The sequence below is a fragment of the Virgibacillus sp. CM-4 genome (assembly GCF_000445495.1).
GTDB classification, from domain to species: domain Bacteria; phylum Bacillota; class Bacilli; order Bacillales; family Amphibacillaceae; genus Virgibacillus; species Virgibacillus salexigens.
Window position 1 is genome coordinate 161130 of sequence record NZ_AUQA01000005.1, and the last position, 14211, is coordinate 175340.

Genomic DNA, 14211 nt, shown 5'->3' on the forward strand with positions numbered 1-14211 from the left:
CTCAATCCCCCATTCCACCGTTCGAGTAAAAATAAAGTTTTCCGACCGAACCCCCATTTTGAAGGATTTTTGATTCAAAAACACTCTATTTCTCCCCTCAAATACGCCTGTTTTTTCACCTTTTTTTCTGTTTTAAAATAAAGTTCTCCGAGAATGTTGCATAATGGAAACACGAGAAAAACCGAGACAAGACAAGGGATGAGCATGAAAAAGACCCGGAAATCGGAAATGTTTATTTTCACGAAATCGGGGTCTTAATCGGAAATGTTTATTTTGATTGAGAGATGTTAGTTTTAATTAGACAAAATTCCTTTCCAACCACGCTACGCACTCGACGTGATTTGTCTGTGGGAACATATCAACGGGTTGGACTTCTTTCGTTTCATAGCCACCTTCATCTAATATTTTCAAATCACGTGCTAGGGTTGACGGGTTGCAGGAAACATACACAATTCGCTTTGGTTCCATTTCAATCATGGCGTTTAAGAAATCTACCTCACAGCCTTTTCGAGGTGGATCAACAACAATTACATCTGGACGCAGGCCCTGGGCTTTCCACCATGGCATGACTTTTTCTGCTTCACCCACAACGAATTCTGCATTCGTTATTCCATTTAATTTAGCATTCTTCTTGGCATCGCTAATGGCCTCTGGAACAACTTCGATACCGTAAACCTTTTTCGCTTGTTGTGCTAAGAATAATGAAATGGTTCCAATTCCACAATAGGCATCAACAACAATATCATTCGCTCCGATGTTTGCATATTCTAATGCTTTGTCATATAGAACCTTTGTTTGAGGTGGATTTACTTGATAAAAGGATTTGGCCGAAATAGCGAAACGTACCTCGCCAATTGTATCGTATATGTACTCGTCTCCCCAAATAACCTTTGTTTTCTTACCCATTATGACATTGGTACGTTCGTTGTTGACATTATGAATAATTGATTTCACATGCGGATACGTTTCCGTTAATTCATTTATTAATTTGTCTTGATACGGTATTTTTTGTGTACGGGTAACAATAACAATCATCGCGTCATTGGTTTCTCTTCCAGTACGAACCATGATATGGCGCAATACCCCTCGATTATGCTGCTCATCATATGCTTCGATATCTAATCGATCTGCAATTCGGCGAACCGCTTCTACAAGTCGATCATTGCTGTCATCTTGTATTACACACGTATCCATATCGTCTATAATATGGTGACTTCGTTTTTGGTAAAATCCAGTAATTAATTCACCATTCTTTTTACCGACGGGAATTTGGATCTTATTTCGATATCTCCAAGGATCATTCATTCCTAACGTAGAATGTACAGGAACTTCTTCCATATGAGCAATTTTTCGCATCACATTTTTCACTTGATTTCGTTTCATTTCTAATTGCATATCATAACTCATGTGCTGAAGCTGACATCCACCACATTTATAATAAACATCACATGGTGGTTCTACGCGATCATCACTCGCCTGATTTACCTCTAATAATTTGCCAAAACCAAAATTCTTGTTTACTTTGACAACTTTTACAACCGCCTCTTCACCTGGTAAACCATGTGGTACAAAAAGAGGATAGCCATTTACTTTCCCAACCCCATTTCCTTCATGGGTAAGATCTTCGAAAGTGAGTGTGATCGTCTGATTCTTTTTTACTGGTGCTGCTTGTTTAGCCATGTCTATCTTCCTTTACGTGCTAGTTTCTGCTTTAATCTTAACATATCTTATAAAGAATAAGCAGCATGATACAGTTACCTAAAACAGTTGATATTTTCTATTGCGAATTCCTTAAACGTACGTGGATATTTCTTGGTTAAATGATAGAAATCATTTGTTACTGCCTTTGCTGTCCCTAGTCTAGTCATCAGATAAAGTGCTACTGTCACATTTACATAATCTTTGGGTAATCCTCGACGTTTTATATAATAGTGACGGTAATGAAAAAGACTTGGTGATACATAGGTTATGGTTCTCCCTGTCACTTCAGATAATATTGCTGCGATTTGGGAATAATTCAAGGCTTCTTTACCTGTAATTGTATGTGCAGTATGTTTAAATTTAATTGGGTTATGAAGTAATGTCGCAGCTGCTAAACCGATATCTGCTGTATCGATAAAGCTTGTCTTACTTTTTCCTGCAGGTATAAAAATCTCATCTCTATCTCTTATTTCTACTGAATGAATCCCAGATATATTTTGCATGAAGAAACCTGGGCGAACATGCGCATAAGGGATTCCTACTTCTTCTATTTGTTTTTCAATCTTATGGTGAGGTGGAAATGGATTCTTCTCCACTCCCATTAATGAAAGAAAAGAGACAAGTCGAATATCCTTATCCTTCATAGCTTGAATAAATGGGTATAAATCATCTGGCTTACCGAGATGAGGAGGTCGCATAAGAAAGACTCTGTCTATATTTTCTAATGCTTTGGAAAACGTCTGGTTATCCGTTAAATCGAGAATTACCTTATCTATCGTATTTCCAAACATCGCTCGTAATTTGCTCTTATTTGTTCCGGCCGCTACAACATCCTCTCCCATATGTAAGAGTTCCTTCACCACAAACTTGCCGACATTTCCAGTGGCTCCTGTAACTAGTATTTTCATTGTTATATTTCCTCGCTTAAAAATAATTAAGATATGACGTATTATCTTCTATTCTTTCCCTAACTACCTTGCTTATAATCGATACATTACAAAAAGAAGACTACTGTACTCAGTAATCTTCTCCACCCTTATCAGGAAATTCATTTGGCACAAAAAATTCGATATGCTGCTGCAGGTTTCGGAATTCTCCTGGCAGTAGACCGCCAAATTCCCCGTCTATATTTAATTGCATTTTTTCATCTGTTGTTATTTTAATATGTTTCGCTTTGTGGTAAATCACATGTTTATCTTCTAAATGTGCTCCCCGCAATGCAAGCGTGGCAATTCGTATGAATTCAGCTAAGTTTGTTTTCTTCAAAATTAACAGATCAAAATAACCGTCCTGCAAATTGGCTTCTGGGGCTAATTTTTCAAATCCAGCAACTGAGTTTGTATTTGAAATAAGGAATAACATGATATCCTCATCGATCACATGATCATCATACTCAATCTTTGCTCTAGTTGGTTTTAAAGATGGCAGCATTTCAATGCCCTTTATATAATATGCTAATTGTCCCAGCATTGTCTTTAGCTTACTAGGCACCTCATAGGTTAGCTCTGTTAATTTCCCTCCACCTGCAATATTAATAAAGTAATGATCGTTTACTTTTCCAATATCTAAAGAGATCGATCGACCATCAATGATAACATCGAGCGCTCTGTTTATATCTCGTGGAATATGCAAGGCTCTAGCGAAATCATTTGTTGTACCCACTGGAATTATTCCTAGCTTGGGGCGATGTTCTTGTTCAGCAACTCCATTAATAACTTCATTAATTGTGCCATCACCACCAGCTGCAATAACTAGATCATATCCTCGATCAACAGCAGCTCTTGCGGCCGTTGTTGCATCTCCTTCACAAGTCGTTGCATGGGTAGATGTTTCATAACCGGCTATTTCTAATCGTTCTAAGACAGTTGGTAGCTCTTTTTTAAATGCTTCTCTGCCAGATGTAGGGTTATAGATAATACGTGCTTTGTTCATTTTATTCCCTCCGCATTGCATCAATTATGCAGGGTATTACCATATAATTAATGTTACTAGGTCGTTTATTGAAGTCAGTCCAACATCTATCATAGACCTTTTTGATCATTTTGAAAAGAGGTATGCATCGAAAAACACATCGCTTTTTTCAAAACGTAGACTACCAAATCCGCATAAGATTGGTAGCCTTTGGTTTCAGCTTACTTATCGCTTGTCTATTTCTTCTAACAGGATTTTATTTACCATCGGCGGATTTGCCTGACCTTTCGTGGCTTTCATCACTTGACCGACTAGGAAGCCAACTGCTTTATTCTTCCCATTTTTATAGTCGATAATCGATTGTTCATTTTGATCTAGTACACCTGTGATAATCTCTCTTAACTGACCTTCATCAGAGATTTGAACAAGTCCTTTATCTTTAACGATCTGCTCTGGATCTCCGCCTTTTTCCACTAACTCAGCAAAGACTTTTTTAGCAATCTTTGAAGAAATGGTCCCATCATCAATTAGCTTAATCATCTTTGCTAAACCTTCTGGAGTAATAGCTAACTCATTTAATTCTTTATAATGCTTATTCATATATGCTGAAATTTCACCCATTAACCAGTTAGATACTTGTTTCATATCTGCTTCCTTAGTAATAGCATCTTCAAAGAAATCTGCCATTTGCTTGGAATTGGTTAAAACAGAAGCATCGTATTCTGGTAAACCTAATTCTTCAATATACCGTTCTTTACGGGCATCAGGAAGTTCAGGAATATCTTGACGAATCCGTTCCTTCCATGCTTCGTCAATATAAAGCGGAACTAAATCTGGTTCAGGGAAATAACGATAATCGTCCGAACCTTCTTTGACACGCATTAAAATGGTTTCTTTTGTTTTTTCATCATAGCGACGGGTTTCTTGCAGAATCTCTCCACCTGCTAGCAATTCTTTTTCTTGACGTTTCTCTTCAAATTCTAACCCTTTTTGAACAAAACTAAACGAATTTAGATTTTTCAATTCCGTTTTTGTTCCGAATGCTTCTTGCCCAATTGGACGAAGGGAAATATTCGCATCACAGCGAAGCGAACCTTCTTCCATTTTCACATCCGAAACACCAGTATATTGAATAATATTTTTTAGTTTCTCTAAATACGCATATGCTTCTTCTGGAGAACGCATATCTGGCTCAGATACAATTTCAATTAATGGTGTACCTTGACGGTTAAAGTCAACATAAGAATAACCGTCATCTCCGTGTGTTAACTTCCCAGCATCTTCTTCTAAGTGTAGACGAGTGATGCCAATTCGTTTCTTTTCACCATTTACCTCAATTTCAATCCAGCCATTCTCTCCAATTGGTTGATCAAATTGCGAAATTTGGTAAGCCTTTGGATTATCTGGATAGAAATAGTTCTTACGATCAAATTTGGTATTTGTAGCAATATCACAATTTAAGGCCATTGCAGCCTTCATTGCAAAATTAACTGCTTCTTCATTTAATACAGGTAATACACCAGGATATCCTAGATCAATTGGATTTACATTCGTATTCGGCTCTGTACCAAATGCATTTGTACTCGGGCTAAAAATCTTCGAGTTTGTTTTTAATTCAACGTGTACCTCTAAACCAATGATTGTTTCAAAATTCATGCGTTGGCACCTCCTAATTGAGGGCGTTGTTTATGATGATCTGTTGCTTGTTCATAAGCATGTGCTGCACGAAAAACCGTATTCTCATCAAAATGCTTCCCAATAATTTGTAAGCCGATTGGCAGTCCTTTTTCAGAAAAACCACAAGGAACAGAAATACCTGGCACGCCCGCCAAGTTAACTGGGATGGTGATAATATCGTTCGCATACATGGTTAATGGATCATCTACTTTTTCCCCTATTTTAAACGCTGGTGTTGGTGTGGTTGGTCCAATAACAACATCATATGTTTCAAAAATGCTATCAAAGTCATTTTTAATTAGCGTCCGTACTTTTTGAGCTTTTTTATAATATGCATCATAGTAACCAGAGCTAAGCGCGAATGTTCCTAGCATAATACGACGCTTTACCTCTTCGCCAAATCCTTCGCTTCGTGATTTCTTAAACATATCGATCATATTATCTGCATTCTCGGAACGAACACCATAACGAACACCGTCAAATCGGGCAAGGTTTGCTGAAGCTTCAGATGAAGATAGTAGGTAATAAGCAGCAACAGCATATTTTGAATGTGGTAAGGAAACTTCTTCCCATGTCGCGCCTAACGATTCATAAACTTTTAACGCTTCTAACACGGATTGTTTAACTTCAGGGTCTACACCTTCAGCCAAATATTCTTTTGGTACCGCAATTTTAAGTCCTCTTACGTCACCTGTTAGAGCTTCCGTATAGGCTGGAACTTCAACATCCGCACTGGTTGAATCCATTGGATCGTGACCAGCAATTACTTCTAATACACGTGCATTATCTTCAACATTACGGGTAATTGGGCCAATTTGATCTAAGGATGACGCAAAGGCAACTAGACCAAATCGTGATACTCGGCCATATGTTGGTTTTAATCCTACAACACCACAAAATGCAGCTGGCTGACGGATCGAACCACCAGTATCAGAACCTAATGAAAATAATACTTCCCCAGCAGCTACCGAAGCAGCTGAACCACCACTAGACCCACCAGGTACATAATCGGTATTCCATGGATTTCGAGTTGGTTCATAGCTTGAGTTTTCATTCGAAGAACCCATAGCGAATTCATCCATATTCAATTTTCCGATGGTAACGACTTGCTCGTTGTTTAACTTTTCCACGACGGTTGCGTTATACAATGGATCATTAAAATTATCGAGGAATTGGCTAGCACATGTAGTACGTAGTGCCTTCGTAACAATATTATCTTTGACCCCTGCAGGCATTCCGAACAAGGATTTATTTCGTTCCGATGACTCGTCTAATTGTTTTGCATATGCGATAGCTTGTTCTTCATTTAATGTAAGAAATGCATGAACATCTCCATCGACTTCTTTAATTCGTTGATATGAAGTTTCTACTAATTCTTGAACGGTTATTTCATTAATATGTAGTTTCGCTTCTAATTCTTTAATCGTATAATCAAATAACGACATACTTTTCCCTCCTACTCCAATATAGATGGCACACGGTACTGCCCATCTTTTTGATCAGGAGCATTTTTCATTGCTTCCTCTTGTGTAATCCATTTCTTTGGCTCATCTTTACGTAGCACATTTTTAATATCCAATACATGCGTTGTTGGTTCTACATCCGTCGTATCTAATTCATTAAGCTGTTCCGCATATGTAATGATAGAGCTTAATTGATCCGTGAACATTTCCGCTTCTTCTTCCGTTATATCTAAGCGAGCCAAATGAGCAACGTGCTTTACTTGATCTTTTGAAATATCGGCCACTATCTTTCCCTCCAAACGTATTTCATCTATATTATATACATTTATTGCCTGTCCATAAACTTTGGTAACACTATTGATAATAGCAGACTAACCCAACAATAATCAACTAAGAAAGAAAAGCGAAAGTAACTCTCCACAAGCAGCTTCGTATTATTTATCCATCTCATTATAAAACCCACCCTGTTTACGAGGTGGGTCATGGCTATTGTAGCTTTTATTCTTTCATTTTTTCTACGGTTTCATCAAAGTCAGCTTCTAAATCTGGATTCGGTTTATCGATAAGACTCACAATAACGGTGACAATCATATTTAAGATAAAGCCTGGAACAATTTCGTAGAGGTCAAAGATACCTCCAGATAGAAAGTCTCCCCATACAATTACCGTAATGGCACCTACAATGATACCCGCTAGTGCACCATTTCTTGTGATTCTCTTCCAGAATAATGACAAGATGATAATTGGTCCAAATGCTGCACCAAATCCAGCCCATGCATAACTAACTAGATCCAATACAGAGCTATCTGGGTTCATTGCAATAATTAAAGCAACAATCGCAATTATCACTGTAGCAATACGTCCAACCCAAACAAGCTCTTTACCAGTAGCTTTTTTACGGAAAATAGCTTTATAGAAATCTTCTGCAACCGCTGAAGATGATACAAGTAACTGTGAATCAACGGTACTCATAATTGCAGACAAGATTGCCGCTAGTAAGATACCGGCAACTACTGGATGGAATAGTATTTGGGAGAAAGCAATAAATATCTTTTCAGGATCGGCTAACATTTGTAAACCATTCTCATTAACTACTTGAATCCCGAATTCAGACAGAATCGGTACTTCTTGTGTACTGATAAATGCTAGTCCTACAAAACCAGTAAAGATTGCTCCATAAAGTCCTAAAATCATCCAAGCTGTTCCAATAAATTTCGCTTTCGGAACATCTTTCGCCGAACGTAATGCCATAAAACGAACAATAATATGTGGCTGTCCAAAATAACCTAAGCCCCAGGCAAGTGATGAAATAATTGCCATTATTCCAACACCTTCAACCATATTGAGGTGGGAAGGATTAATTTCACCAACAGCTTGTACCGCTTGATTCCAGCCACCCATTTGATCTAATGCGACGATTGGAACAACAATTAGTGCAAGGAACATAAGAATACCTTGAATAAAGTCTGTCCATGCAACCGCTAGAAATCCTCCAAGTAACGTATAAGATACAACTACAACCGCACCAATCCACAGAGCAGTTTCGTATTGGAGACCGAATGATGCCTCAAATAATTTTGCTCCTGCAACCATTCCTGAAGATGTATAAAAAGTGAAGAATAACAAAATTACGATAGCAGATATAACACGAAGAATATGTGAGTTATCTTTAAACCGATTTTCAAAATAATCTGGGATCGTAATGGAATTATTTGATACCTCGGTATAAACGCGTAATCGCTTAGCTACAAATTGCCAATTTAAATAAGCACCTACAGCTAACCCGATCCCCATCCAAGCTTCAGACATACCAGATGCATAAATCGCTCCAGGTAAACCTAATAAGAGCCAACCACTCATATCCGATGCACCAGCACTCAATGCAGCTACGCCTGGACCAAGATCACGTCCACCAAGAACATAATCTGATAAATTATTGGTTCGATAATACATGATGAGGCCAATCGCCAACATCCCTAGTAGATATACTATAAAAGTTATTAATGTCGTAAGATCCACGTACTATTTTCTCCTCTCGGTAAATAAAGTAATCAACGATAATAAAAGTACAATTGGCATTGGCACAAATAGCCAAAACCAGGTGGCACCTTGAATCGCATAATCCATAAAGTTAAATAACCCCTCTCTGATAAGGTCCGTTTTTGTTAGAAATTCTAACAATTAAAAGAAGCACATCGACTATGAAATCATATATTCGTCTTTTTTTCAAGCTCAGGAGACAGCTCAAAACAGCGGTGCATCAACATTTCGCTTCAAAAATCAATCATATATAGTCATATGTTATGATGAATTATGATTTTCATACATGAAACAGATTTGTCTCACATTTAAGACAATATTGTCCTATTCCTTCTGAATACCTCGCTTAAACTCCAAATTTATAAATGCAAAAAATTTTTTCTAAAAAATGCTTTTAAGCAAAAAAAACCTGGAACAGGTTCCACGCCATTCCAGGAAATTCCATCATATAGTAATAGGGTAAAAAATTAAAACCAGTTTAAAGAAATTAATTAAAGCTGACTAGTTGGAAGCTCAACAGAATAAACTTCTGGTTCCATGTTCATTGCTGAATCAGTTGATTGGTCACTTACAAACACAAAACCTGCAACTAGTACTGCACTAAAAGATAAAGTAGCAAATAATTTTTTCATGTTTATCCCCCCTTTACAGGTTAATTAACTCGTTATAAGTGGAGTTTGCAAGTTTATAATATTTAACAGATTCTTTATACTTACCGTTTTCCTCAAAATAGTTGCCCAGCATCTTAGCATAAAGTACTAGATTTCCATAATCTTCATGATGTTTTAGGTAAGGTATAAATTCATCTGTTACAAACGATTTAAATTTCTCTTCTTCATTATTTAATGCATACGTATATGTTTGTATTAAGTATGAATAAAGTTGATAATAGTGATTATCTTTATCATATGCTTTATTTAATATGATCTTTGCCTTTTCTGCCATTTCACTCGCACGTTCATAATTTTTAAGATTATAATACTCCTGTATTAATGAAGTAATTGCTGTAAGCCTACCATTTATATTTATAGATTCTTCCTCATCCTCAACTACAAATAAATAATATTTAATGGCCTCTTTTGCATTTCCAACTGTTGAATACAAATAACCTAGATTGTGATTGGTTAATTGTATAACTTGATTATTTTTTTCTAGTTCGCCAAGATGTTTTGCTAAATTATAATTCTTAATCGCTTTATCATACATTTTAATCCGATGATACGAAATTCCAAGTAGTATATGACATTGAGCGCAACGAATAAAATTATAGTTCTTCTGAAAAATATCCATTGCTTTATTCGCATAATCAATTACTTCTAAAGTGTTTCTTAATTTACTATTCGTAACGGAAATGGTGTAGTGCAAATCGGCTATCTCTGTTTCATCAATATCAATTTGGTTGATTTTGTCCTCAGCGATTTTATATAAGTGCATTGCCTGGTTAAACTCACCTGTATGAGAATAATAATTCCCTTTAAACTTACACCAATAATAGTGCTGAGTTATATTAAATGAACTAGCCATTTCATTTAATTCATTTATCTTTGATAGAGCTTTATCTATTTGACGTAGTACTAAATAATATCTAATTTTGTGAATTTCAAACATTAATAGGCTATCATTTAGACTTTTATCCATCATGCCTTGTAGTTCTTTGTATGTAGCTATTATTTTAGTTTTATCATAGACATCATAAAGCATTTCATACCATTGCTTACATTTTTCTTCAAGATTACTATCTACACCGTCACTCAGTTCAATTCCTAAACGATTGCATAACAATTGAATGATTTCTGGACTAGCCTCGGTTTTCTTATTTTCAATCTTAGATAAATAGGATAGTGAAACGATGCCTTCTGCTAGGTCTCCTTGTGTCATTTCTTGCTTCGTTCGTTGTAATTTGATAAACGGGCCAATTTCTATCAAACTTCCCACCCACCATCTACTATATTTAGATTTTATTTCTTGTATAGTGCTATTATAACATAAATTCAGATAATTCATATTGGGAAAATTATCACTCATTCAGGCAATTTTTTTATGAAAAACGGTTAAAAAAGTTCCTAATTTTCCTCAGACAGGAAAATTTTCATTTCAACCTTGAAAATCAGTGAAAAAAGCACCGTTTTTACATGTGACTAAGGTTTTATAAAATTACAACTTTTACGGTAATTAACTTGACTTGAAGATAATAGATTAGGTATTCTGAACTGCAAAAAAGATCCATGAAAAAAGGATGGACCATTCTGTTCCATCCTTTTTTATCCTTTAACCCTCTAATGAAAAACATGAACGGTTGGTTTATCTGAACCAGCTTCACGATAGATAATGCTTTCCAATTTATCGCTAGAGGTGATCTTTATTTCTAGATCATAATAATCAGCGAACATATCTTGAACCAACCCATAGGCATATTGAGTGAACCCTACTACTTCACCTTTCCCATAGAATTCAATTGGAATTTCTATGGTCATTTTTTGGAGCTCTTCATTTACATAGAAGCCTTCTCCAATTACACCAACGTAATTAGGGAAATAGTTTGCAATTTCTTTCCCAAAACTATTGACGATCTCCTGATCCTCGTAGTATTTTTCTTTTCCTTCATCAGACGGAAACAATATAAACTCCTCATCTATTGAATCCCATTCTCCGATAGAAGCACTGTCTCCAGCAACATTTGTTTTTGCTACAAAATTGCCTGGGATTGGTGACGATTGATCTTCCTCACGGTAGACTCCCAACATAATTGGTACATCTTCCAATCCTTCAATTTCTCGAGCACTTTTAACGATTTTCTGTGCGATTTTATTTGCTTGCTCCATCATTTCAGATTTCGATATAGAACGGTAATAATATGGTCCGCCAACTTCTGTTTGGTAACGATATACTGATTTCATAGCAATTCCTATGGAAATACCAGCTAATTTAACCGAATTATCTTCCTGCTTAACGAGATAATTTTGTTCTAAGACATGAGAAAGATAACGTGGGTTTTCCTCATAGTATTCTTTCCCTGCTCCCTCTTTCTTAGGTGGGTTTAATTCATCAATCCACTGCAGGACAGTCTCCTCCGTTATATATTGACCCTCTTGAAATAAATACTTCTCTGGATCATATACTTCCTTGGAATGACGGCGAAGACCTTCTTCCATCTCATCAATATCTAATCGGTTAGCTACTTGGCCAACGATAACACCTCTTGCTTTACCTGGTTCAAATGGCAGAATCATTTTATAATTTTCATCTGAGAGCTGGTAGCTAGGTACAATCGCTTTCTCTTCCTTTGAATTAGATGACTCTTCATCATTCTGAACAACTTCTTCTTCATTTACATCAGGTGCACAACTCGTAAGCAATAATAGTGTGCCGATGAGCCATATTGTTGTTTTTTTCACGATTACACGCTCCCGTTTTCAATGGCTTGCTGGAATTGCCGCTCGTTCCAAACTTCTACGTCTAGTTTTTCAGCTTTTGCTAGCTTTGAACCTGCATCTTCCCCAGCAATTAAAATATCGGTCTTCTTACTTACACTTCCAGTGACAGTTCCACCTAACCCCTCAATTAATTCCTTGGCTTCTGATCGTGTATATATTTCCATCTTTCCAGTTAACACGATTGTCTTATCGTTAAACATACTTTCTTCCGACTGAGCCGTTGGTTTAATGCCCAAGTAAGTCATGTTAATTCCAAGTTCTCTTAATTCATTTAAAAGATCAACTACTTGTTGTTCTTGAAAATATTGAGCAATGGAATCTGCCATTTTATCACCGATTTCATTAATTTCAAGTAAGTCTTCATAGGTTGCTTGTTGAAGTTTCTCCATTGTTTCAAATTCCATCGCTAATGTCTTAGCCGCTTTGGAGCCAACAAATCGAATTCCTAACCCAAATAATAAACGCTCTAATGAATTATCTTTGGAAACTTCAATTGCATGAAGTAAATTATCTACGGATTTCTCACCCATCCGTTCTAATTTTAATAATTCCTCTCTATCCAAGCGATAAATATCTGCAATAGTTTTTACCAAGTTTGCTTGGAATAACTGAATAATTACTTTCTCACCAAGTCCGTCAATATTCATGGCATTCCGAGATACGAAGTGGATAAGCCCTTCTTTTAACTGAGCTGGACAATTGGGGTTAATGCAACGCAGGGCCACTTCTTCTTCTAATCGTACTAATTCGCTATGACAAGCTGGACATTCCTCCGGCATATGAAATTCTTTTTCATTCCCTGTTCGTTCTTCCGTCATTGCTCGAACAACCTTTGGAATGATGTCACCAGCTTTCTTGATAACCACTGTATCTCCAATACGAATATCCTGTTCACGAATTAGATCCTCATTATGCAAGGATGCACGTTGTACAGTCGTACCAGCAACTTTCACAGGGTTCAAAATAGCAGTAGGGGTCACAACGCCAGTTCTTCCTACATTTAGTTCAATGTCAGTGAGTTTCGTCACTGCTTCTTCTGCCGGAAATTTATAAGCAATTGCCCAACGTGGACTCTTTGCAGTAAAACCAAGTTCCTCTTGTTGTGCTAAATCATCTACTTTAATAACGATGCCGTCAATCTCATAGTTTAAATTGGGACGTTCGGTTGTCCAATAATCTACATATTCCAATACTTCTTCAATTGATTTACATTTTTTCCACTCTGGGTTGGTCTTCAACCCTAATTCCTTTAAACGCTCCAACCGTTCACTATGTTTTGTTAAATTGCTATTATTCCATTCGCCAACACCGTAAAGAAAAATATCTAGATTTCGTTTTGCTGCAATCTTAGGGTCCAATTGACGTAGCGATCCTGCAGCAGCATTACGTGGGTTAGCAAACGGTTCTTCGTCGTTAGCCTCTTTTGCTTCGTTTAAGGCAAGGAACGATCGATGTGGCATAAATGCCTCTCCACGGATTTCTAAGGTTTCTTTTTCTGTAATCGACAAAGGGATGCTCCGAATCGTACGCAGATTACTAGTTATATCCTCTCCAGTCGTACCATCACCACGAGTAGCACCACGAACGAATTTTCCATTTTCATAAGTCAGCGATACAGCTAAGCCATCAATTTTGAGCTCACAAACAAACGCTATGGATTCATCTGTTCCTTGACTAGCGCGACGAGCAAAATCTCGTAAGTCCTGTTCATTAAATGCGTTTCCCAGACTAAGCATAGGTACATTATGTTGGACTTTTTGGAATGCATCTAATGGCTCGCCTCCTACCCGTTGGGTAGGTGAGTCTGGACTTATCAATTCAGGATACGCCTCTTCTAGCTTTCTAAGCTCCTGCATTTTTTGATCATATATCGCATCAGGAACAGAAGGTTTATCCAAAACATGGTACTCATAATTATATTGATTTAAAACTTCGGTTAATTGTTTTATATCTTCTTGTGCTTGTTGGCGATCCATGCAAGCACC

At 37.0% G+C, this 14211-nt stretch carries 11 protein-coding genes; all 11 read right to left on the reverse strand.

Annotation, left to right across the window (positions count from 1 at the left end; all coding sequences use genetic code 11):
• Window positions 1-297 precede the first annotated feature (297 nt).
• The gene (gene rlmD / locus M948_RS32925; protein WP_021290736.1) at window positions 298-1680 is read right to left on the reverse strand and encodes a 23S rRNA (uracil(1939)-C(5))-methyltransferase RlmD; all 1383 of its coding nucleotides are present in this window, start codon (window positions 1678-1680) and stop codon (window positions 298-300) included.
• Between the two features lie 74 nt (window positions 1681-1754).
• Window positions 1755-2609 (reverse strand): SDR family oxidoreductase, encoded by an 855-nt coding sequence (locus M948_RS32930; RefSeq protein WP_021290737.1) that lies wholly within the window; start codon window positions 2607-2609, stop codon window positions 1755-1757.
• Window positions 2610-2718: 109 nt separating this feature from the next.
• On the reverse strand, window positions 2719-3633 hold the full coding sequence (locus M948_RS32935; protein ID WP_021290738.1) for a diacylglycerol kinase: 915 nt from the start codon (window positions 3631-3633) through the stop codon (window positions 2719-2721).
• Between the two features lie 204 nt (window positions 3634-3837).
• A complete protein-coding gene (gatB, locus tag M948_RS32940; protein WP_021290739.1) occupies window positions 3838-5268 on the reverse strand; it encodes an Asp-tRNA(Asn)/Glu-tRNA(Gln) amidotransferase subunit GatB in 1431 nt (476 codons plus the stop codon).
• Entirely contained in the window at window positions 5265-6734 is a 1470-nt protein-coding gene (gene gatA / locus M948_RS32945; RefSeq protein ID WP_021290740.1) for an Asp-tRNA(Asn)/Glu-tRNA(Gln) amidotransferase subunit GatA, read from the reverse strand. Before gatA ends, gatB begins: the two co-directional genes overlap by 4 nt.
• Window positions 6735-6745: 11 nt before the next feature.
• Window positions 6746-7036 (reverse strand): Asp-tRNA(Asn)/Glu-tRNA(Gln) amidotransferase subunit GatC, encoded by a 291-nt coding sequence (gene gatC, locus M948_RS32950; protein WP_021290741.1) that lies wholly within the window; start codon window positions 7034-7036, stop codon window positions 6746-6748.
• Window positions 7037-7250: 214 nt separating this feature from the next.
• Complete coding sequence (gene putP / locus M948_RS32955; RefSeq protein ID WP_021290742.1) at window positions 7251-8771, reverse strand: sodium/proline symporter PutP; 1521 nt, start codon at window positions 8769-8771, stop codon at window positions 7251-7253.
• A gap of 512 nt (window positions 8772-9283) precedes the next feature.
• The gene (locus M948_RS43215) at window positions 9284-9424 is read right to left on the reverse strand and encodes a hypothetical protein (RefSeq protein WP_021290744.1); all 141 of its coding nucleotides are present in this window, start codon (window positions 9422-9424) and stop codon (window positions 9284-9286) included.
• Window positions 9425-9437: 13 nt separating this feature from the next.
• On the reverse strand, window positions 9438-10718 hold the full coding sequence (locus M948_RS32960) for a helix-turn-helix domain-containing protein (protein WP_021290745.1): 1281 nt from the start codon (window positions 10716-10718) through the stop codon (window positions 9438-9440).
• 350 nt (window positions 10719-11068) lie between these two features.
• Window positions 11069-12187 (reverse strand): CamS family sex pheromone protein, encoded by a 1119-nt coding sequence (locus M948_RS32965; RefSeq protein WP_021290746.1) that lies wholly within the window; start codon window positions 12185-12187, stop codon window positions 11069-11071.
• 2 nt (window positions 12188-12189) lie between these two features.
• Window positions 12190-14202, reverse strand: coding sequence for an NAD-dependent DNA ligase LigA (ligA, locus tag M948_RS32970; protein ID WP_021290747.1), 2013 nt, complete (start codon window positions 14200-14202; stop codon window positions 12190-12192).
• Window positions 14203-14211 lie beyond the last annotated feature (9 nt).